The organism is Arthrobacter sp. EM1, from assembly GCF_029964055.1.
Classification (GTDB): Bacteria; Actinomycetota; Actinomycetes; order Actinomycetales; family Micrococcaceae; genus Arthrobacter.
In genome coordinates this window covers 3337419-3358230 of sequence record NZ_CP124836.1, presented here as the reverse complement: position 1 = coordinate 3358230, position 20812 = coordinate 3337419, and the positions used below count along the sequence as shown (strand labels likewise).

At 66.6% G+C, this 20812-nt stretch carries 18 protein-coding genes; 12 read left to right on the top strand and 6 right to left on the bottom strand.

Annotated elements, in window-relative coordinates:
* Positions 1 to 2 precede the first annotated feature (2 nt).
* Positions 3 to 668 (bottom strand): hypothetical protein, encoded by a 666-nt coding sequence (locus tag QI450_RS15510; protein ID WP_226774150.1) that lies wholly within the window; start codon positions 666 to 668, stop codon positions 3 to 5.
* Positions 669 to 894: 226 nt separating this feature from the next.
* On the opposite strand from QI450_RS15510, the gene QI450_RS15505 reads away from it, so the two are divergent.
* Complete coding sequence (locus QI450_RS15505; RefSeq protein WP_226774149.1) at positions 895 to 1332, top strand: YchJ family protein; 438 nt, start codon at positions 895 to 897, stop codon at positions 1330 to 1332.
* Positions 1333 to 1367: 35 nt separating this feature from the next.
* On the opposite strand, the gene QI450_RS15500 is transcribed toward QI450_RS15505, so the two are convergent.
* The 3 genes from QI450_RS15500 to QI450_RS15490 form a co-directional block, all read right to left on the bottom strand.
* On the bottom strand, positions 1368 to 2180 hold the full coding sequence (locus tag QI450_RS15500; protein ID WP_226774148.1) for a TIGR04086 family membrane protein: 813 nt from the start codon (positions 2178 to 2180) through the stop codon (positions 1368 to 1370).
* Between the two features lie 153 nt (positions 2181 to 2333).
* A complete protein-coding gene (locus QI450_RS15495; RefSeq protein ID WP_226774147.1) occupies positions 2334 to 4346 on the bottom strand; it encodes an acyl-CoA dehydrogenase family protein in 2013 nt (670 codons plus the stop codon).
* 63 nt (positions 4347 to 4409) lie between these two features.
* Positions 4410 to 4736 carry a hypothetical protein gene (locus QI450_RS15490; RefSeq protein WP_226774146.1) on the bottom strand — a complete coding sequence of 109 codons (327 nt, stop codon included), beginning with the start codon at positions 4734 to 4736 and terminating at the stop codon, positions 4410 to 4412.
* A gap of 314 nt (positions 4737 to 5050) precedes the next feature.
* Between QI450_RS15490 and QI450_RS15485 the strand changes: the two genes are divergently transcribed.
* From QI450_RS15485 to QI450_RS15475, 3 genes are read left to right on the top strand one after another with little or no spacing between them, the layout of a single operon-like run.
* On the top strand, positions 5051 to 6499 hold the full coding sequence (locus QI450_RS15485) for a DUF3375 family protein (protein WP_226774145.1): 1449 nt from the start codon (positions 5051 to 5053) through the stop codon (positions 6497 to 6499).
* A 2-nt stretch (positions 6500 to 6501) separates the two neighbouring features.
* Complete coding sequence (locus QI450_RS15480; protein WP_226774144.1) at positions 6502 to 7470, top strand: DUF4194 domain-containing protein; 969 nt, start codon at positions 6502 to 6504, stop codon at positions 7468 to 7470.
* Complete coding sequence (locus QI450_RS15475) at positions 7467 to 10952, top strand: ATP-binding protein (protein ID WP_226774143.1); 3486 nt, start codon at positions 7467 to 7469, stop codon at positions 10950 to 10952. Before QI450_RS15480 ends, QI450_RS15475 begins: the two co-directional genes overlap by 4 nt.
* 22 nt (positions 10953 to 10974) lie before the next feature.
* Here the strand turns inward: QI450_RS15475 and QI450_RS15470 are convergent, their stop codons facing one another.
* Complete coding sequence (locus tag QI450_RS15470) at positions 10975 to 11469, bottom strand: FBP domain-containing protein (protein WP_226774142.1); 495 nt, start codon at positions 11467 to 11469, stop codon at positions 10975 to 10977.
* Between the two features lie 469 nt (positions 11470 to 11938).
* Between QI450_RS15470 and QI450_RS15465 the strand changes: the two genes are divergently transcribed.
* The 6 genes from QI450_RS15465 (at position 11939) to QI450_RS15440 (ending at position 18008) form a co-directional block, all read left to right on the top strand.
* Positions 11939 to 13006 (top strand): iron-siderophore ABC transporter substrate-binding protein, encoded by a 1068-nt coding sequence (locus QI450_RS15465; RefSeq protein WP_226774171.1) that lies wholly within the window; start codon positions 11939 to 11941, stop codon positions 13004 to 13006.
* 10 nt (positions 13007 to 13016) lie between these two features.
* Positions 13017 to 14090 (top strand): iron chelate uptake ABC transporter family permease subunit, encoded by a 1074-nt coding sequence (locus QI450_RS15460; RefSeq protein WP_226774141.1) that lies wholly within the window; start codon positions 13017 to 13019, stop codon positions 14088 to 14090.
* The gene (locus tag QI450_RS15455; RefSeq protein ID WP_226774140.1) at positions 14087 to 15190 is read left to right on the top strand and encodes an iron ABC transporter permease; all 1104 of its coding nucleotides are present in this window, start codon (positions 14087 to 14089) and stop codon (positions 15188 to 15190) included. The genes QI450_RS15460 and QI450_RS15455 overlap by 4 nt, the downstream gene beginning before the upstream one ends.
* A 1-nt stretch (position 15191) precedes the next feature.
* Positions 15192 to 16028, top strand: a complete 837-nt coding sequence (locus QI450_RS15450) for an ABC transporter ATP-binding protein (RefSeq protein ID WP_226774139.1) — start codon at positions 15192 to 15194, stop codon at positions 16026 to 16028.
* Between the two features lie 5 nt (positions 16029 to 16033).
* On the top strand, positions 16034 to 17104 hold the full coding sequence (locus QI450_RS15445; RefSeq protein WP_226774170.1) for a siderophore-interacting protein: 1071 nt from the start codon (positions 16034 to 16036) through the stop codon (positions 17102 to 17104).
* 67 nt (positions 17105 to 17171) lie between these two features.
* A complete protein-coding gene (locus QI450_RS15440; RefSeq protein ID WP_226774138.1) occupies positions 17172 to 18008 on the top strand; it encodes an SGNH/GDSL hydrolase family protein in 837 nt (278 codons plus the stop codon).
* A gap of 28 nt (positions 18009 to 18036) precedes the next feature.
* Here QI450_RS15440 and QI450_RS15435 read toward each other — a convergent pair whose 3' ends face one another.
* Entirely contained in the window at positions 18037 to 18324 is a 288-nt protein-coding gene (locus QI450_RS15435) for a YciI family protein (RefSeq protein ID WP_226774137.1), read from the bottom strand.
* Positions 18325 to 18426: 102 nt separating this feature from the next.
* Between QI450_RS15435 and QI450_RS15430 the strand changes: the two genes are divergently transcribed.
* Positions 18427 to 18933 (top strand): MarR family transcriptional regulator, encoded by a 507-nt coding sequence (locus QI450_RS15430; protein WP_226774136.1) that lies wholly within the window; start codon positions 18427 to 18429, stop codon positions 18931 to 18933.
* 10 nt (positions 18934 to 18943) lie between these two features.
* A complete protein-coding gene (glsA, locus tag QI450_RS15425; protein ID WP_226774135.1) occupies positions 18944 to 20761 on the top strand; it encodes a glutaminase A in 1818 nt (605 codons plus the stop codon).
* Positions 20762 to 20812: the final 51 nt, after the last annotated feature.

The window sequence follows — 20812 nt, the reverse complement described above, 5'->3', positions numbered from 1 at the left end:
CCCTAGCTTGCCTTGCGCTTCTGGGACTGGGTCCCGGATGGTCGGGCGTTCGGCTGCCGGGAAACGGACGCGCGCAACGGCTTCAGCGGAGGCCGCCCGGAAACGGAAGCGAGCGAACCAGTGTCCAGCAGCGACTGAGGCGCAGGCAGTGGGATCTTTTTGAACGCGGCCGGGACGCTCCCAAGCTGGCCGTTCCGGTCGGTGGCGGACTCTACCAGCGGAGCTACGGCAAGCACGTCACATGCCGGGACCGCCGGGTCCGGCAGTTCGCGGACCGTGACCTTAACGGCCGGCGCGATCTTCGCCTTGGCGCGGGCAGCTGCGCTGGCGTCGGCCTGCGCGACGGCGTCAGCCCAGCCCGCTGATAGGGCAGGTTCCGTCCTTACCGGCCCGGCCGCTTGGGCGGGCTCGGAAGGGTGGGCCGGACGATGCTGGATGGTTACGGCGGCGCGAACCGGACCGGTGTGCTCGACCGGTTCGGCGGTTCTGCCTGCTGCACTGAAGAGCGCGCGTCCCAAGGCCATAACGGTCACGGCGATCAGCCGGCCGAGGCCTGCAATCACCAGCGTGGCAACAAAGGCCAGGAAGAGACCGAAGGTCATCACAAAGGCAACGGCCAAGGTCCCGAAGAACGTCAGATTGAGGGCGATGGTTGTCGGATCTCCCATTTCACCTCTCCTTGCTGGCCTTGCGGCGGCGCGTCCCGCTCTGCGCTGCGGGCAACGGCACCCCTTAACCATACGTACTTTCTCTGCCGGACACGCAGGCAGGCGGTGTCTTCGCCAAGACGTGTCGAAGCTGTTACGGACCCGGCCCGGCCAGCACCATCGGGCCTGCGTCTATAGTCGGAAGGAGCCTCGCCGGCGTCGTCCGGCAACCTGGAAAGGACAAACTGTGACGCCCCCAGACACCGCCCCTCCCGGATCCGGCCAACCCGGTCCGGCCCCGTTCACGGACAACTGCCCGTGCCTCTCGGGGGAGCAGTACGGTCTCTGTTGCGGCAGGTTCCACAGCGGCGCGGCGCAGGCATCGACGGCCGAACAGCTGATGCGCTCCCGGTATAGCGCTTTTGTGCTGCTGGATGCGGGCTATCTGCTGCGGACTTGGCACCCGGACAGCAGGCCGGCCGCATTGGACCTGGATCATGGATTGCAGTGGCGGCGGCTGGACATCGTCGCCACCCGGCGCGGTGGCCCGCTGGACTCCGAGGGCATCGTGGAGTTCAAGGCCCATTTCCGTCACCACGGCGGACGCGGCGTTCACCATGAGACCAGCCGCTTCGTCCGGGTCGACCGCCGCTGGTATTACGTTGACGCCGTCGAGTTCGGCTGAATGACCGGCTTGCAGGTGCCGGCGAAATTGCCTGCCTAGCGTTCCTCGACCGGTTCCACCGGGGTGAACCCGGCGCGATCCACTTTGCGGTGGAAGTGCATGCCGGCGGTTCCGCCCAGGACGGCGCCGACAAGGGCCACGGCGGCCACCACAACTGCGGCGATGGCGCTGGTGGCGGTCAGTTCGCCCTCGTTGACCGGGATGCGCGGGAAGCTGTTGAGCTGGGCCAGGATGTTGTACCGCTGTCCCGCCACGATGCCGAGAATGGCGACGACAACCGCGGCGATGAGGGCCCAGACCCACACCATAAATCCTTGTTTTGCGCCGCTAAAACGTGCCATCCGGCCAGCGACGTAGCCGCCGGAGAAATACGACACAAACAAGATGACCAGCACGGCGATGATGCCGACAAGCCCCATCGTTTCGTTGCCCGCGGTGACTGCAGCGTTGACGTCCGTATTAGTGGCGAGGCCAACGGCGGTGCCGGCAGCCGCGACCAGTGCCGTCAGCAGGACGGCCATTCCGGTGGCGGCCAGCCAGCCGAAGAATGCTGAACCAATCTTGATGCCGCCGAACTGCTCCTTTTCGCGGGCCACCACGGTTTCGCGGGTGGGGACATCGTCGAGCACAGTCTCATGCCCCGTCGCGTCGTGGCGCACGGCAGTGACGGGCCGGCTGCGGGCTGGTTCGGTGCCGGTCGGGATGGCCTGGGTGTCGTTGGTGCGGACGGTGTTGTGGCGGTCGGCATCCTGGCGGGCGTCGTGGATCCCGGCGTTCTGGCTGCCGGGCGTGTCCTCGTCACGGGCGCGTCGGGGAGTGCGATCATCGGGGCCTGCTGGGTTGCTCATGAGGACTGCTCACTTTCACTGAATGACCCGGACTCATTTTTTGAGCCGGGCACCGCCAGGCGGAGGCCGGCGTGCAGGCCTCACCACCAGCTAATCACGGCCAGAACATGGTAGCAAGGATGCTTACTATTGCTCGTTGGGTGACGTCTCCTGTCAGCGGTACTTTCGGTGCAGATTCGGTTTCACCGACGCGCGCGCACTGGCGTCGGCAATCCACGGTCCGGTCCCTTCGGACTGGTCAAGGACGCCGGCCTCCAACCATTGGTGATCGCCGGCCAGAACCGTGCGGGAAAGCGCGTGGTCGGTCTCGTCGGTGTTCCGCCAAAGCTGGTCGAAGTATTCATCAACCCGCACCCGGGCCTGCTCACAGAATGCCTCGGCAAGATCGTAAGCGGACGCGCCCTTCTCCGGGGAGGTCCGCAGCAGCATTTCCGCCCGGGAGCAGGCCGCGGCCATAGCGAACAGTTCAGCCCCGATGTCCACAATCCGGCCCAGGAAAGCCTGTTTGTGTTCAAGCTTGGCCTGCCACCGGCCCATCCCGTAGAAGGTTTGCCGGGCCAGCCGCCGCGATGTCCGCTCGATGAAGCGAAGTTGCTTCGCGAGCCTGCCGAAGTCGCTGTAGGACCGCGGGTCCATGCCGGCCCCGGCGACCAGTTTGGGCAGCCATTTCGCGTAAAAGCCGGAGGCCCCGACGGCGGCCCGGGCCTTGTCGGAGAGGCTGGCTTCCGCGGAGGCGAGATCTCCGGCCGCGGTCAGGTGCGCGTCGACGGCTTCGCGGGCGATCAGCAGTTTCATGATCTCTGAGGATCCCTCGAAAATGCGGTTGATGCGCAGATCCCGGAGCTGCTGTTCGGCAGGTACGGCGCGTTCGCCGCGGGCCTCGAGCGAGTCCGCTGTTTCGAAACCGCGGCCGCCGCGGATTTGCACCAGTTCATCGGCGATCCGGCAGCTGATCTCGGTGGACCACAGTTTGGCCAGGGCCGCCTCGATCCGGACGTCCTTCTGCCCGGCGTCGGCCATTTCGGCGGAAAGCTCAAAAACCGCGTCGAGGGCAAAGGCGCTGGCTGCAATGAAGGCGATCTTTTTGCCCACGGCCTCGTGCTGGCCCACCGGGCGACCCCACTGGGTGCGGGCGTTGGACCACTCGCGGGCGATTTTCAAGCTCCACCGCCCGGAGGCGACGCAGAGCGCTGGAAGTGCGAGCCGGCCGGTGTTGAGCGTGGTGAGGGCGATCTTGAGGCCCTGTCCTTCGCGGCCGAGCCGGTTGGCTGCCGGCACCCGGACCCGGTGGAAGCGGGTGACGCCGTTCTCAATTCCGCGCAACCCCATAAAGGCATTGCGGTTTTCCACTGTGATGCCGGGGGAATCCATCTCAACAACGAAGGCGCTGATTCCGCCGTTGTGCACCGTGCCGTCAGCACCGGTCCGTGAGGGAACCACCGCCATGACCACCACGAGTTCGGCGATCACCCCGTTGGTAGTCCAGAGCTTGACGCCGTCCAGGAGGTAGGACTCGCCGTCGTCGGAAGGGACTGCGGTGCTGCCCATCCGGGCGGGGTCGCTGCCAACATCGGGCTCGGTCAGCAAGAAGGCGGTCACGGCGCCGGCGGCGCAGCGCGGCAGATACTCCTGTTTCTGTGCCGGCGTGCCGAATACCTTCACCGGCTCGGGGACGCCAATCGACTGGTGCGCCGAGAGCAGGGCGCCGAGGCTGGGGTGGACGGAACCCAGCAGCGCCAGTGCCCGTCCGTAGTAGACCAGGGAGAGGCCAAGCCCGCCGTAGTCGCGGGGAATTTTCATGCCGAAAACACCGAGGTCGGCGAGGCCCTTCAGGTACGCATCCGGAATCAGCGCGTCGCGCTCGATGGTGCGCCCGGACATCGTGCGGCAGTACTCGGTTAGGCGGGCCAGGAACTCTTCGCCGCGTTCGACGTCGTCCGCGGGGGCTTCCGGCCACGGGTGGATCAGGCTGAGGTCAAAGCTGCCGAGGTACAGGCCCTTGGCGAAACTGGGCCGGTCCCAACTGGACTCACGGGCAGCCTCGCTGATGGCCCGCGCGTCGGCCGCAGTAGCGTCCGGACCGAGCGCCGCAGGTGGAGCTGTGGCTTCCGAGGCGGGCGTGGCGGCTGGTTTGCCAGTGGCTGGATTTTCAACGGCGGAGCTCATCGGGCATCTCCTCTAACCGGGGTACCGGCTTGAGCCCTGGATCCGCCGTGGGTGGAGGACCCTTCAGCTGTCACGCAATACTACCCGCGGGTAGGTCCCGGTACTAGGGGCCGGTTGGCCCATCATTTCTGCGGCAATGTCTGAGGCGAAGTCGCCCGGCAGCTCTACCCGGGAGGCATGATGAACCAGCAGGTCCCAGGCATGGTTGATGCCTCGCACAAGACCCAGCAGGAGAGTCCCTGCGATGAACCAGGCGAGCCGGCCGACCCCCACCAGCACCAGGGCCGCGAATGACGCCATCATCATAAACACCGTGATTACCAGGGCAAATACGAGCGTTCCGATGAACACCAGCGTTGCCGTTTCCACTGCGTTGAGGTCGAACTGCATGTTTCCCCCTGCACCCTTGCATCGGCTGAATCAGTAGCCCGAGCGTAGGGTTCGGGCGGGAGACCCGCCAGAGTCCGGCGCGCGTGCCGGAGTTCTTGATACGGGATCGAAATGCTACCGGGGCGTAGGTCACGGAGCGGTTGCGGTCACCGCACGGTTTGCTCCGGCCCGCCCGTCCGGACGTGCAGATCTACTGCCCCCAGACGATCCCGCATCACGATGGATGCAATCCGGGGCCTGCGTTAACCTTGTAGCTGGCAGTTTTTCCGTATCCGCTGCCCGATCCAGGTCCCGCGGCAGCTGAAGGAGAGTGCATGACCCGCTCAGCACTGTCCTCCGCCGACGCAATAAGCGCCAGGTTGCGGGACCTCGAACTGCTTACCAAAGGGCCAGCCTGGGCCTTGACCCGTTCGGCACCGTGGGTGATCGCCGTGCTGCAGGCCTCCTTTACCCGCACCAGGCCGCAGCTCCCGCTGGAACAGTTCCACGCCGACGTCGACGCTTTCCTCGAGCAGCTCCGCCGCCAGGATCCGGGGCTCGGCGGTACCGCAAACGGCAAGACGTTCGGCGATGAGTGGACCCGCAAGAACTTCCTGACCCGGCGGAACCAGTCAGGGCAGATCGTGTATGAGGTCACCGAACCCGCGGCCCGCGTCCTCGCCTTCCTTGACAGCCTCTCAAGCGAACGCTCCACGCTCAACGGTTCCCGCCTCGGTACGCTGCTGGGCGACGTCGAAAAGCTCGCCAACGAGACGAACCCGGATCAGAGCGCCCGGCTGGAGTCCCTCGAGGACGAGATCGGCGAGCGGCGCCAGCTCATCGAGGACATCAGCTCGGGCGGCTTCGATGGACTGCTGGACGACGAGGAGGCAGTGGAAGCCGCGGGAAACATCCTGGACCTCGCAGCCAGCCTGCCCGCGGACTACAAGAAGATGCGTGACCGTATTGAGGAGCTGGTGGGCGAGCTCCGCAACCAGATCATTGAGGAGTCCCTCAGCAAGGGCGCCACGATGGCGCAGGTGCTGGCGGCGGACAAGCGCCTTCGGCAGAGCCCGGAGGGCAGGACGTTCCGGTCCTTCACGGCGTTCCTGGAGGACCCGCAGCAACAACTGCGGTTCCGTTCGGCGATCGGGGAGGTGCTTAGCCGTCAGTTCGCAGACGACCTCAGCCAGGACGAGCGCGAGACGCTGAAGAACCTGGTGGCCGAACTGCGCAGCCAGCACAGCCAGATCCAGCGGATCTACGGCAAGCTCAGCGAAAGCCTTAACACCTATGTCCAGAGTGACGATTTCCGCCAGTCCGTCCGGCTCCGCAAGGTCCTCCGGGAGGCCGAGCAGGCCATCCGCTCGCTGCCGTACGAACGTGAACGCCCCGGCCTGGTCCCCGGCCCGGCGCTGTTCAACGCCGGCTTCGAATCCCTCGCCATGATCAAGCTCTTTGACCCGGACGAGTTCGCGGCCCCGCCAAAGTTGGCGGACCCGATCGCCTTCAGCGACTCGGACCGTGTGCGCTCGCCGCGGACTTCGAAAGCGAGCCCCGGGGCTATCCGCGCCGCGTTCAACGGCGCTTCCACCCTGGCCGAGGCCTGGGAGCAGCTCCCGGCTGCGGAACGCCACATCAACTCCATCCGTGCCCTGCTCTCCCACGCCCTGCACGTGGGCGCCGGCTTTGACCGCGGGGCCTGGGACACTCTCGACTTCGAACAGATCGACGGCTCCACGCGCACCGCGTACCTGCCGGTCGTCACGCTCAAGAAGGATTGAAGATGACTGAAGAAAACACGACGGCGGAACCGGCGAGGCCGGCGGAACCGGCGGAACCGGCGGGGCAGGCGGGGCAGCCCGCCCGGCACGTGTCCGCAGATCCCTTCGCCGTCACCCCGCGTGACACCTTCGTCGACGGCGCTGCGCTCTTTCCGGGGGACACCGGAGTGCTTCCGATGAAGGTCCGCCAGGCGCTGGTGAAACTCCTTAAGGGCCCGTACATCGACGGCGGCCGGGACGAGAAGCTCTGGACCACACTGCTGGACAACCAGCTGATCCTGCGCAGCCGGCTCTCCGAACTGTTCCTGACGCTTCAGCTGGACCACGAACGAAAAGTGGCCGTGCTGCGGCCGGTGGACCCCGAAGCGATCGGCGGCAGCACCCGCTCCAGTATCCTGCGCCAGCAGCGGGCCCTCAGCCGCATCGAAACCATCGTCCTGCTGCGCCTGCGCCTGCTCCTGGACCGCCATGTCACGGCCCAGACCGACCCTACTATCACGCGCGAGGAAATCGCCGACCTGGTGGCCCACTACCAGCCCGCCGGCCAGCAGGACGCGCTGCGCGATTCCGACGTCGTCACCCGCGCCATCACCAAACTCCTGGCCCGCCAGCTCCTCCTGGCCACCGGCCTGGACGAGGTTTACACGATCTCCAACGCCCTCCCGCTGGCCCTCCCGTTCGAGAACATCGGCGACATCCCGGCCCAAATCGACGCCCTGGTCGCCGCCAGCACCGACCCGTCCGGCACGGAGCCGCTGCTGGAGTTCGACGGCGACGCGGTAGGCCCGGGGGAGGATGACTCGGACGACGGCGATGCCGTCGATCCGGTTACTGACAGCAGCGGTGGCGCCGGGGACATGCGGCAGCATGCGTCTAAGCGAGGAACGAGCGAGCATGCAGAGCATGTGTCCGGTGGCGCCGCGGAAGGCGACCACAAGGGCATGACCAAAGACTCGGAGGAAGCCAAGTGAGCATCGCGACCATGCTGCCGATGGGGGACCTCACCAACCCGGGCCAGATGCGCCTCGCCCTCGTCCAGGTGGTGAACTGGGGCACCTTCCATGGCGCCCACACCATGCATGTTGACCGCAACGGCACGCTGCTGACCGGCAATTCCGGCGTCGGCAAGTCCACGCTGTTCGATGCGATGCTCAGGGTCTTTGATGCCAGGCCGCGCTCCAACGAAGCCGCTGCCCAGCGGGCGGGGGGCGCCGTCGAAGACAAGCGCACCACGTTCACGTACATGCGCGGCAAGGTGGGTGACAAAGCTGTCGGGGAGGGCTCGGCCAGTGCTTTCCAGCGACCCGGTGCCACCTGGTCCGCCGTCGCCCTGACATTCGACAACGCAGCGGGCACCCGGGTGACGGTGTCGGCGCTGTTCGACCTGCCCCAAAACGGCACGGAGTCCAGCGTCGGCAGGTTCTACTTGATCGACAACAGACCGTTGGACCTGACGGCCATCGAGGGTATCGCGGAGAAACGCTTCACCAAGTCGGCGCTGGATGTGATCTTCCCCGACGCCCAGGTTTTCGATGTGCACAAGGCCTTTGCGGAACGCTTCCGGCGCCTGCTTGGGATCAATTCGGACCAGGCCCTGCCCCTGCTGCGCGTCATCCAGGCCGGCAAGGGCCTCGGCGGCAGCGTTAACACTTTTTTCCGTGACCAGGTCTTGGACGCACCCGCTACCCTCGCCGCGTCGGATGACGTGGTGGAGGAATTCAGCAACCTGATGTCCATCCGGCAGCGGCTTGAGGATGTCCGGCAACAGCGCGACCAGCTGGCCCCGGTCCCCGGCCTCAATAAGGAGTATGCCCAGTCCCTGCTCGACGCCCACCGGCTGCGGGAGCTCGCCGGCGAAGAATTCGAGTCGTACCGGCAGCAGTTGGCCGTCACCGTGCACGAGAAGACCCTCGTCCGGTTCAAGGACCTGGCCCAGGCGAAAGCCAGGGATCTCGGCGCCGAACGCGGCATCCGGGACGGCCTGGCCAAAGAGTTGCGCCAGCTTGAAGTGGATTACAACAACCAGGGCGGCAACGCAATCTCCGCGATTGAGCAGTCGCTCGACAACGCCCGGGTGGGGCTCAAACTGCGCCAGCAGGTGGAGGAATCAGCCCGCAAGACGCTGTCCGAGGCCGGACTGGAACTTCAGTGGACTGCGGCCGGCTGGGAGCAGGCCCACCAACACGCCGCCGCGCGTTCCGCCGAGCTGACGGGGGACGCCGAAATACTGAAGGAACTGCGCTTCGAGGCGTTCGACGGCCACGCCGCCAGGAAGCGGGAACTCGCCGCGGCCCAGCAGGAACTGGTGTCACTCAAGACTCGCAAGTCCCTGCTGCCGCCGTCGAGCATTGAAAACCGCAGCGCGATCGCGGCCGCCACGGGCGTTCCCGAGGAGCAGATGCCGTTCGGCGGCGAACTGATCGACCTCACCGAGGGACAGGAACGGTGGCGCCCGGCCGCCGAACGCGCGCTGCGCAGTCTGGCCACAACGCTGCTGGTTCCCGGTGAGCACTTCGCCGCCGTCACCCGCTACCTCAACGACCATGCCGTCCGCGGTGCGGTGCGCGCGGTCGACGTCTCCAAGCCCCTTGCCGGCGGCGCGCTGGCCGTCGAGGACGCGGCCGACGGCGATCTGCTCACCAAGCTGGACATCCTGGCCGTGGGTGCGGCAGCGGACGCGGGCGAGTGGATCCGGGAACGGATCGCCCTCGATTTCGCCTACCCGTGTGTTGAGGACCCGGACGAACTTGCCCGCCTGGACAAGGGCCTGAGCCTGGGCGGGGTGGTAAAGCGCAACCGCCACACCGTGGAAAAGGACGACCGCTTCGCATCCCGGCAGGACTATGTCCTCGGCTTCGACAACGCCGCCAAACTGGAGCTCGTGGCCGCACAGGTCCAGGACCTGCAGCAGGAACTGGCCAAGGCCGCAGAGCTCGCGCAAAGCCGGGAAGAATCGCACCAGGGGATGAACCGGCAGCTCGAGGCCCTGCGCCGCGTCACCGAGGACCACCGCCCCTGGGAGCAGGTCTCGGCAGTTGTCGCGGCGGACGAACTTGCCCGGATCGAGCAGCGGCTCAAGGACGCCCTCGCCGCGCAGGCGGACCTGGAACCGCTGCGCGCCAACATCGAGGCGGCCCGGCACAAGCACCAGTCCAGCACCGAGGCCGCGGCCGTGCTGCAAAGCGAATACAAGGCTGTCGACGCGCAACTTTCCCGCGCCGATTCGCTGCTGGATGCCGCGCGGGAGCGGCTGGCTCAGTCGCCGCCGTCGGAGGCCACTGTCACGGCGCTGGAACCGTACTTCACCGATGCCGGCGATGTCCTGGAGATGCATGAGCTGGACCACCTTGCCAACCAGGTCCGGACCCGCTTGCTCGGAGAGCTCCACGCTGCCGAATCCCGGGGGCAGGGGACCTCGGAGCGGCTCACCCGGATCTTCGAGGGCTTTGTCCGCGAATGGGGAACCGCGATCTCCGTGGACCACGGCACCGCGATCGGGGCCGCGGGGGAGTTCGAGGCCCGCTATCACGCTATTGTCAGCGACGGACTGCCCGCGCAGGAAGCCGAGTTCCGGCAGTTCTTCAACCAGCGCACGCATGAGTCCTTCAGCACCCTGCTGCACCTGCTGGATGAGGAGCGCCGCTCCATCACGAGCCGGATCCTGCCGCTGAACGGCATCCTCTCCGAGGTGAACTTCCACGAAGGCAGCTTCCTGGAACTCGATATCAAGCAGACCCTGCCGGCCACGGCGAAGCAGTTCAAAGACGCGATCCAGAACGCGCTCAAGGTCCGGCACAGCCGCCCGGGCAAGGCAGCCGCGCCTGCCGCCGGCACGCCCGGCGAGCCGGACGACGACGTTGAGCTCACCAGCCGCTACAAGTCGCTCGAAACGCTTGTGAAGCGGCTGGGTTCGCAGACCCCCGAGGACCGGCGCTGGCGTGCCGAGGTGCTGGACGTCAGGGGCCACCTTTTTATCCAGTGCAAGGAGCACCGCGAGATCCAAGGCCCGCGTGCGGCGAAGGGCAGCGGTAAGAACCGCGCAGTGAAGACCGAGGTCTTTATGCACGCGGACACCGGCTCGATGTCCGGCGGCGAGCGGCAACGCTTCACCGCGTTCATTATGGCAGCGGCGCTGAGTTACCAGCTGGGCATCGCCGAGCAGGGCTTCACCACCTACGGCACGGTGATGATGGACGAAGCCTTTGTGCTCGCCTCGGAGGAATTTGCGGGCGCCGGCATCAAGGCGCTACATGAATTCGGCTTCCAGCTGCTCCTGGCCGCCCCGGAAAACGTGATCGACCTGTCCCGGCACCTCGGCTCGGTCACCGAGATCCTGCGGGACAAACGCACTAACCGTTCCGGTGTGCTGACGGCGCCGGTGATTGCCCCGGGCCCTGGTTCCGAGGGTAAGTGGCGCTCCGAGGCAAACCCTGTGGACATCGTCCTGCGCTGACGGCACAGTGCCCGTGCCGGTGCTACGCTTCCTGGACCCGCTCCAGGAACTGGGCGGTGCGTGCCGCCAGCCCGCCTATCTGCCGCAGCACGACGGCGGCCGGGTCCGGGTTGATTTCATTGGCCGGAGGTTCAACCCGCACGTTGCGGCAGCATCCGAATTCGGCGCAGATCAGCGTGCCCACGGTGTTTCCGTTGCGGCCGGACTGCCCGGCCCGCTTGGCCACCCACAGCAGGACATCGTCCTTGGAGAAGATGTCGCGGCACAGCTCGCACAGCACTGATCGGTTCTTCTTGGGCCCGCCTTCGGGGGCGCGAAACATGATTCCGGCGGGACCCTGAGGGCCGGGCAGCACCAGATAGCCACGCAGCGGCATCTTCCCGTCGCGCCAGCCCAGAAAGTCGAGGCTCTCCCAGTCGAGGGCATCGAAGTTCCGGGGCAGATTGAGTTTCGAGGCTTCCGACCGGCTTGCGTTGATAAAGGACGAGCGGATCTGCTGCGCAGTGATTTTTTGCATGTTGGAAACTTTCGGAGTCGGGTGGTCCGGTCCGGCCAAGGTGCGCCGGGACGGAAGGCAGGCAGGCGTTTGCCAGCCTGCGACTCCGGTTTGAACCGGGGCTGCCGCGGTATCAGACCGCAGCGGTACCCGATTGTCGGGGAAGGGCTGGCGACTGTGCGGGCGCGTAGCAGGCCAGAGCGGCCACCCCGCCAACCGTGGCAACAGTCATCATGTGGATGCCCATGCTCACTTCCCTGATAGATCGCAGCCAATAGTTTTGGCACCGGTGCCGATTCACCCGTGCGGCCCATCCTCGCAAACACCCGGATTCCTGTCCAGTTTTCGAGCCCCGCTCCAGCCGGAACCCACATCAGGGTAATTAAGTTATGCAAACCTTGCGTAATTAATTTAAAGATAGGCTAGCCTTACTTAGGTTCACTTCACTTACCTAAGGAGTTCCGTGGCTTTCGCAGTCTTCCCGGCTACCATCAGCCGTACCATCGGCCGCCCCCTCCGCGCGACAGCCGTGCTCCTGGCCGCCGTCGGCTTGGTCCTGACCGGGTGCTCCACCGGACCAGCCGCCACAACAGCGGAGGCCCCCGCACAGTCGGCCGGCGCCGCTTTCCCGTTGACCATCAAGCACGCCTTCGGCGAGACCACCATCAAGGAACAGCCGCAGCGCGTCGTCACGGTTTCCTGGGTCAACGACGACGTCGCCCTGGCCCTCGGCGTAGTCCCGGCAGGAGTGCCCAAGAACGAATGGGGCGGCAACGCCCAGGGGTCCACGCCGTGGAAGGACGCGGCGCTGAACAAGCTCGGCGCCGGGTTCGGCTCGGCGAAGGCTCCCGCGCAGTACTCCGAGGCGGACGGCATCAACTTCACCGAGATCGCCAAGCTCAACCCGGACGTTATCCTCGGCGCCTACTCGGGCCTGACCGCGGAGGACTACAAGAAGCTCAGCGAGATAGCGCCCGTCGTGGCCCAGCCGGAGGTCGCTTACGGCACCTCGTGGCAGGATTCCACGGCCATCATCGGCAAGGCGCTCGGCAAGGAGGCGGAAGCCGCTGAGCTCATCGCCGACACCGAGGCCACCATCCAGGCCAAGGCCGCCCAATACCCGCAGCTGGCCGGCAAGAGCTTCATCTACGGCAACCTGGAGCCGGCCAATGGCGACGGCGTCAACGTCTACACCGCCAACGACAACCGCCCCCGATTCCTCAGCGAGATCGGCATGAAGCTGGCCCCCGTGGTGGCGGACAATACCCAGGGTTCCAAGGAGTTCTTCATCCCGTGGTCCGCGGAGAAAGCCAACGAACTCACGTCCGACCTTTTTGTGACCTGGGTCCCGGACGCGCAAACCGCCGAATCGATCAAAACTGACCCGTTGCTCGGCCAGATCCCGGCCATCAAGAGCGGTGCCCTGGTCGCGGACTCGGATAACACGCTAACGCTGTCCATCTCCGCGTCATCTCCGCTGAGCCTGCCCTGGGCCCTCGACACCTTCCTGCCGCAGCTGGCGACGGCAGCCGGCAAAGCCGCTGCCCCGGTGAAGTAGGCAGCGTTCCATGAGCCCACTTACGACGACGGCGGCCAGCACCGCCGCCCGGCCCGCCCCGGAGATACTTACGGCTCCGGACCGGACCGTCCGGGGCCCGCAGGCGCTCTGGTTGCTGGCCGCCGTCGGCGTGCTGGTGCTCGTGGCCGCGGCGTCGCTCGGCATCGGGGCCCGCGGCCTGACCCTTGAGACCGTCTGGCAGGCAATGACCCAATCCGATCCGGCCAGCGGTGACCACGCAGTGGTGCTCGCCCGGGTTCCGCGGACCGCACTCGGGTTGCTGGCCGGCAGCGCCCTCGGACTCGCCGGGGCGGCAATGCAGGGAGTGGCCCGCAACCCGCTGGCGGACCCGGGGATCCTCGGCATCAATGCCGGCGCTGCGTTGGCCGTCGTCACGGGAATCTACGTCTTCGGTGTCTCCTCTCTGGCTGGATATATCTGGTTCGCGTTCCTTGGCGCGGCGGGTGCCGCCGTGATGGTCTATCTGATCGCCGCACTCGGCAGGGGCGGCGCGACGCCGGTGAAGCTCGCCCTTGCCGGCGCGGCCCTGAGCGCGGGACTTTTCTCGCTCATGAACGTCATCCTGGTCTCCAGCCGGGACACCCTGGACCGCTTCAGGTTCTGGCAGGTTGGCGGGATCGCCGGGCGCGACTGGTCCCTTGTCCTCACGGCCCTGCCGTTCCTGCTGCTGGGTGCCGCGATTGTGCTCTCCGCGGGCCGGATCCTCAACAATCTGGCCCTCGGCGACGACCTCGCCCGCGGCCTGGGCCAGCGTGTTGGGCTGACCCGCGGCATCACGGCCCTCGGCATCGTCCTGCTCTGCGGCGCTGCCACGGCACTGGCCGGCCCGATTGGCTTCGTGGGTCTTGTCATTCCGCACGCTGTCCGCTTCCTCACCGGTCCCGACTACCGTTGGATCCTGCCCTTTTCCCTGGTCCTGGCCCCGGCGCTGCTGCTGGTCGCCGACGTGATCGGCCGCGTGATCCTGCTTCCGGGCGAAGTCCCCGCAGGGATCATGACCGCGCTCGTCGGCGCGCCGGTGTTCGTCTGGCTGGTAAGACGCGGCAAAGGGGCGGGACTATGAGGGAATCCGCCGCCGAGTTGGCACTTCGCGGCAATGATCCGCACAAACATTGGCCATATCTGCCAACTCGCGGGAGTGTGCCCGGCCGGACCACCGGCCTGGCCTTGGCCGTCGCGGTGCTCTTCGCAGCCAACGTGCTGCTTGGCAGCTACACCGTCACCATCCCCGACTTCGTCAGGATCCTGGGCGCGCACCTCATTGGCGGCGAGAAGATCCCCGGCGCCAGTTTCATCGTGATGGAGCACAAGCTGCCGCGGGCCGTTGTGGGGACGCTGGTCGGCGCGGCCTTCGGACTCTCCGGCGCGCTGTTCCAGACCATGCTCCGCAATCCCCTGGCCAGCCCTGACGTTATTGGCATCAGCTACGGAGCCAGCGCCGCGGCTGTGGCGGCCATTGTGGTCTTCGGCGCATCCGGTGCCGCCGTCTCGGGCGCCGCATTCGCCGGGGCGCTGGGTGTGGCCGTCCTTATCTACGCCATCTCCCGCAGCGGATCCCTCGGTTCCGGCGGACGCCGGGGGGACGCCGCGGGGGGCCGGCTGATCCTGGCGGGAGCGGGTATCGCCGCAGCCCTTCACGCCATGGTCAGTTTCCTCATGACCAGAGCGGACATCCGCACCGCCGCCGACGTCCTGATTTGGCTCAACGGCTCCCTCAACTCCGCGAACTGGGACCGGGCCGGAGTCCTCGGCCTCGCACTGATCGTCCTGGTTCCTGGCGTCGGGTTCCTCGCCGGTCCGCTGCGCATCCTCGAACTGGGCGAGGATTCCGCCGCCGGCCTCGGTGTCCGGGTGGGGGCGGTCCGGCTGGCGGTTGTAGTGGTCGCCGTCGCACTCGCGGCAGCGGCCACTGCAGCCGCCGGGCCGGTGGCGTTCGTCGCCTTCCTCGCCGGACCAATCTCGCGCCGGTTCGTCCGCGCGGCGAGCCTGCCGGCCTCGGCCCTGACCGGTGTGGTGATCGTCCTGGCCGCTGACTACTTCGCCACCAACATGGCACCGCTGCTGCTGGGCGGCACCGTCCTGCCCGTCGGGGTGGTGACCGGTGCCCTGGGTGCCCCGTTCCTGCTCTGGCTGCTTGTCACCTCCAACCGAAAGGATGCCTGAGATGGCAACTCTTCAGACCTCCGGCCTGACGCTGAAATACGATCATCGGACCGTGATCGAGGGACTCAGCACGGAAATCCCCGAGGGCAGGGTGACCATGATTGTCGGCGCCAACGCCTGCGGAAAATCCACCCTGCTCCGCGGCCTGGCCCGGCTGCTCAAACCCGCGGCCGGAACGGTCACCCTGGACGGGCGGGACATCCACCGCCGCCGCGCCCGCGAGGTGGCGCGCACCTTGGGGCTGCTTCCACAGCACCCGACAGCACCGGCGGGCATCACCGTCCGGGACCTCGTGGGCCGCGGCCGCTATCCGCACCAGGGATTCTTCCGGTCCGGGGCGACCGCGGGCTCGGTGGATGACAAGCGCGCCGTGCAACAGGCGATGGCCGCCACTGAAACGCTGGAACTCGCCGGGCGCAACGTGGACGAACTTTCCGGCGGGCAGCGGCAGCGGGTGTGGATCGCGATGGCCCTGGCCCAGGAAACCGAAGTGCTCTTGCTGGATGAGCCCACCACGTACCTGGACCTCACCCACCAGCTGGAGGTCCTGGACCTCATCACGGACCTCAACCGCCGGCGCGGAACAACCGTGGCGATCGTGCTGCACGACCTCAACCTCGCCGCACGGTACGCGGACCACATCATCGCCATGAAGGACGGACGGATCGTGGCCGAAGGCGCCGCCCGGGCGGTGGTCACCGAGGAACTGGTGCGCGAGGTGTTCGGCCTGGCGTCCAGGGTGCTCCCGGACCCGGTGTCCGGCGCTCCCCTGATCATCCCGCTGGGCCGCCACCATGCCAGTTTCCCGCACACTACAACCCCGGAGCTGGTCCCGTGACTGCAATGAACCCCACCCCGGCCCGCAACCGGGCCGACCTCAAGACCCCACGCGCCACCGAACCCATAGCCCTTGCCTTCGAAGTCCAGGTCACGGCGGTCCAGCAACTCGGGCCCAACTTCCGGCGGGTCACGTTGGGCGGCTATTCGCTGCGGGACTTTGGCGTCCATGGCAGCACACTGGACCTGCGCGTCAAACTTATGATTCCGTCGTTTGACGCGGATGGCACCGCGTTGCCGCTGCCGGAGTTCCGGATGGAGCAGGCCGGCTGGTACCGCGCGTGGCTGGCCATGGATCCTGCGACCCGCGGCTCCATGCGCACCTACACCGTCCGGAAAGAACGCTTGGATGCCGTCTATCCGGAAATCGACGTCGACTTTGTCCTGCACTTTGACGACGCCGGGCACGGAGGACCGGCGGCCAACTGGGCGCTGAACGCCAAGCCGGGGGACACCCTGACCGTGATCGGACCAAACAACCGGGCTGCGCACTGCGTCACCGCGGAAACCTACTCCGGGATCGAATGGCGGCCGGGCCTGGCCCAGCGGGTCCTGCTGGCAGGAGACGAGACGGCAGTGCCTGCCATCAGCGCCATTCTGGAGAGCCTGCCGCCGGACGTTAGCGGGCACGCGATTCTCGAGGTTCCGGAGGCCGGGGACTTCCAGGTCATCACGACAGCCGCCGACGTCGAGATCACCTGGCTTGCGCGCGGGGCGGCGATCGGCCGCTCGCGTCCGCGCGGCGAATTGCTGCAGGAGGCGGTCCGGGCCGCCGTCACCCTCCCCGGCTGGGTCTGGCTTGAGTCCTCCCGTGAGCCTGCTGCCGGCCCCGAGCCCGAGGATGTCAACGTGGACCGGGACATTCTGTGGGAAACGCCCGCACGGATGGATGCCGCGGCGATCAGCGCCAGCAGGAACCCGGCCAAGCCCGCGGGGGCGATGCCGTTCTATGCCTGGATCGCCGGTGAAGCCGGGACAGTCAAGGAGCTGCGCCGGTACCTGGTGCGGGACGTCGGGATCGACCGGAAGCAGGTGTCGTTTATGGGGTACTGGCGGCAGGGCAAGGCCGAGCTCTAATCCGGAGAGCCCCTGCCGTTTACCTTGTTGTCCCCTGCCGGCCCGTTGGGTTGGCTACCGTGGCGCCATGGCCGAAAACCTTCTATCCCCCGACGCCGGTGGGCGGCGGGTCTATGTTGCCCTGGGGGATTCCTTCACCGAGGGGGTAGGGGACTATAACCCCCGGCTGCCCAACGGGGTTCGCGGCTGGGCGGACCGGGTGGCGGAGCAGCTGGCCAGGGCGGATCCGGGGTGGGAGTACGCCAACCTTGCCATCCGCAGCAAAAGGCTGCGGCACATCATCACGGAGCAGCTGGACGCCGCGCTTGGCATGGAACCGACGCTGATTACCTTGTACGGCGGCGGGAACGACGTGCTGGATATCGGAACGGATATCAACGCACTGATGAAGGACTACGAGTTCCTGGTCGCCAAACTGGCAGCCAGCGGGGCCACTGTGGTGCTGTTCACCGGTTTCGATGTTCGCGTCTCGGCCCTGCTGGAACCGTTCAAGAGGCGCAACGCGGTCTATAACCAGCGGGTCCGCGAGGTGGCGGCGCGATACGAGGCCGTTTTGGTCGATTACTGGTGCTTTGAGGCGTTTTACGATCCGCGGATGTGGGATTCAGACCGGCTGCACATGTCCAAGGCGGGCCACAAGTACCTCGCCGGCCAGGTCCTGGACCACCTTGGAGTTCCGCACCAGGTCAAGCCCAAGGAGTGGGCTCCGCCGGCGAAGCTCGGTCTCCGGGACTGGGAACGCCGCCAGCGCCGCTGGGTCCATGACTGGGTCCTGCCGCTGTTCAGGCGCAAACTGCGGGGAGTCACGCTCGGCGATGAACTCAGGCCGCGCTGGCCTGCGCCGGTGAGGGTCCCGCCAAAGGCCGGCCTGAAAAAGCTGACCGCCAAGATCCCCGGGGGCTGAACGACCGTCCTTGGCCGGGCCGCGGGTGTCAGCTGTCCAGCAGGTTCTCGTAGCCCGGCGCCACCCGGCTGGCGTGGAACTCCTCGACGTCGAATTCAGCGACTCCGTTGACGTAGAACGGGTCCCTCGCCAGCGAGGCATCGAGGGCGCCGCGGTCCGCAGCGGAGAGCAACAGGGCGCCCGTGCGCGGAATCTTCCGCCCCGCGACCAGGAAAATGCCCTCGTCGAAGGCATCCTGCAGCCACATAACGTGCGCCGGAAGATGGAAGTCAACGATCTCTTCGGGGACCTTATAGGTCAGCGAGACTACATACATAGCGTCAGCCTACCGTCTCGTGTGCGCGCCGAAGCGTGATCCTGCCGGCCCGGAATCCTACGAAGTTGAACCGTCAAGCTTCCTTGCTCCTACACTGTATCCATGACTGAACCGCGCTGGCTGAATGCCGACGAACGACGGGCCTGGCTGGCCCAAGTGAGCATCAACACACTGCTTCCGGCAGCCTTGGACACGCAGCTTCACCACGCGCGCAAGATTTCCCTCTTTGACTACCACGTCCTCGCGATGCTCTCCGAGGCTGACGGCCGGTTTCTTCCCATGAGTGAACTCGCCGCGCGCACCAGCGCATCACTGTCGCGGCTCTCGCATGTGGTCACCAAACTGCAAAGCCGTGGCTGGGTGGAGCGCCGTCCACACCCCGGTGACGCCCGGGTGACGACTGCGCATCTCACTGAGGCAGGAATGGGTACCATCCAAGAGCTCGCTCCGGCGCATGTCCAAGCCGTCCGTTCGCTGTTCCTGGACGCCCTGACCGAGGAAGACGTTGCCGACCTCGCACGGATCGGCGAGAAGATCGTCGGCGGCCTGGACCGGCACCACTGGATCCTGCGTGAGGGGAAGCAAGCCGGGGACCCCCGCAACACCTAAAGTTGGCCTTATGGAATCGCCTGTCGACAGCTACTTACGCCAGATCCACGCCGAGATCGCGCTGCTCAAGGACGGCAAGCCCTACAGCACCATTCCCGCCATGGCCAACGTGGACCCGGACAACTTCGGCATTGCCCTCGCCACAGTGGACGGCACGGTGTACGAAATTGGGGACACCCGCGAGGAATTCACCATCCAGTCCATCTCCAAGCCCTTCACCTACGGCCTGGCGCTGGAAGACCTCGGCAACGAGGCTGTGGACGCCAAAGTGGACGTGGAGCCTTCTGGCGACTCGTTCAATGAGATCTCCCTCGCCGAGGGGACGGGCCGGCCAGCCAACGCCATGATCAATGCCGGCGCCCTCACCGCCACGTCGCTGATCAGGGGCTCTGGCGGGCAATCCGGTTTCAAGCGGATCCTGAGCACCTACTCCGCCTTCGCCGGCCGCCCGCTCTCGGTCAGCGAAAAGGTCTTCGAATCCGAGCTCAAGCACGGCCACCGGAACACGGCCCTTGCGTACCTGTTGCGCTCCTTCAACATTATTGAGGATGACCCGGCGCCCGTGCTGGAAGACTATTTCCGCCAGTGCTCCGTCCTGGTGAACTGCTTCGATCTCTCGATCATGGCCGCCACGCTCGCCAACGGCGGCCGGAACCCGCTCAGCGGAAAGCAGGTGCTGGAGATCGGCCCGGTGGAACGCGTGCTGTCGGTCATGATGACCTCCGGCATGTACGACGACGCCGGCGCGTGGATCAGCAGCGTGGGGATGCCGGGAAAGAGCGGGGTGGCCGGCGGGATCATCGCAGTGCTTCCAGGTCAGGTGGGTCTCGCGGTCTACTCGCCGCCGCTGGATGAGCATGGCAGCAGCGTCCGGGGCCTGGCCACCGCCCAGCGCCTCTCCCGGGACATGGAACTGCATTTTGTCCGAGCGGCCCGAACGGGCCGGTCAGCCATCCTCGCCGCGTACGACGTGACCGAAACGCCCTCGGGCATCCGCCGAAACGACGAGGCTGCCGACGTCCTCCGGGAGCACGGCTACCGCGCGCGTGTGATCGAAGTCAACGGCGACCTTCTTTTTGCCGGAACTGAGTCCACAGCCCGGGAGCTCAGCAGCCTGCCGGACGAGGTGGACCTGGTGGTTCTGGATGTCCGCCGCACCGACCAGATCAGCGAGGTCGCCGTTCGGATGCTGGCCAGGATCCGGCAAGGGATGGCCGACGCCGGCCGGGAACTGGTACTGATCGAGTCAGACGGCTCCCTCGCCGAGGCTCTGGGGCCATTGGACCAGCAACTGTTGCCGTCTTTCGCGACCCGAAGCGCCGCCGTCGAATACTCCGAAAACCGCCTGCTCGAGCGACACGGAAGCCACCTGCTGCTGCCGGACCACGTTCCGGTCACCGCATCGCCGGCTTTGGCCCCGCTGGACGAGGCGGACGCCGCGGCGCTGGAAGCCCTAATGACGCCGAAAGCCTTCGAAGACGGTGACGTGATTCGCCGCGTTGGACTGCGCTTCGGCGGGGTCTACTTCATCACTTCCGGACGGGTCAGCAGCACGTCTCCGGGGCCCACGGCGGAGCGGGTCAAACTCAATACCCTCAGCGCCGGCATGACCTTCGGCGAACTGGCGCTGGGCAGCGGCAACCGGCAGGAAACCACTGTCCGCGCGGTCGGGCCGGTGACCGTGATGGTGCTCAGCGCGGAAGCGATCGCCGAGCTGGAATCCGCCGACCCGCGCCTGGCGATCGCCCTCTGGAAAGCCTTGACCCGCGACGCTTACACCCGGGTCGAGCAGTACCTGCGCGAATCGGCTGTCCGGATCCGCGAATAACGGCTTCTTCGGCCGGCGTAGTCCCGGCTTTGTTTGCTTGGGGCAACTGCT

Coding starts and splice junctions, on each gene's coding strand:
- QI450_RS15490 (WP_226774146.1), bottom strand. CDS start 4,736: ATGCAGTTCGACCTCAACGCAGTGGAAACGGCAACGCTGGTGTTCATC.
- QI450_RS15485 (WP_226774145.1), top strand. CDS start 5,051: ATGACCCGCTCAGCACTGTCCTCCGCCGACGCAATAAGCGCCAGGTTG.
- QI450_RS15455 (WP_226774140.1), top strand. CDS start 14,087: ATGAGGGAATCCGCCGCCGAGTTGGCACTTCGCGGCAATGATCCGCAC.
- QI450_RS15500 (WP_226774148.1), bottom strand. CDS start 2,180: ATGAGCAACCCAGCAGGCCCCGATGATCGCACTCCCCGACGCGCCCGT.
- QI450_RS15460 (WP_226774141.1), top strand. CDS start 13,017: ATGAGCCCACTTACGACGACGGCGGCCAGCACCGCCGCCCGGCCCGCC.
- QI450_RS15480 (WP_226774144.1), top strand. CDS start 6,502: ATGACTGAAGAAAACACGACGGCGGAACCGGCGAGGCCGGCGGAACCG.
- QI450_RS15510 (WP_226774150.1), bottom strand. CDS start 668: ATGGGAGATCCGACAACCATCGCCCTCAATCTGACGTTCTTCGGGACC.
- QI450_RS15430 (WP_226774136.1), top strand. CDS start 18,427: ATGACTGAACCGCGCTGGCTGAATGCCGACGAACGACGGGCCTGGCTG.
- QI450_RS15445 (WP_226774170.1), top strand. CDS start 16,034: ATGAACCCCACCCCGGCCCGCAACCGGGCCGACCTCAAGACCCCACGC.
- QI450_RS15435 (WP_226774137.1), bottom strand. CDS start 18,324: ATGTATGTAGTCTCGCTGACCTATAAGGTCCCCGAAGAGATCGTTGAC.
- QI450_RS15450 (WP_226774139.1), top strand. CDS start 15,192: ATGGCAACTCTTCAGACCTCCGGCCTGACGCTGAAATACGATCATCGG.
- QI450_RS15495 (WP_226774147.1), bottom strand. CDS start 4,346: ATGAGCTCCGCCGTTGAAAATCCAGCCACTGGCAAACCAGCCGCCACG.
- QI450_RS15440 (WP_226774138.1), top strand. CDS start 17,172: ATGGCCGAAAACCTTCTATCCCCCGACGCCGGTGGGCGGCGGGTCTAT.
- glsA (WP_226774135.1), top strand. CDS start 18,944: ATGGAATCGCCTGTCGACAGCTACTTACGCCAGATCCACGCCGAGATC.
- QI450_RS15470 (WP_226774142.1), bottom strand. CDS start 11,469: ATGCAAAAAATCACTGCGCAGCAGATCCGCTCGTCCTTTATCAACGCA.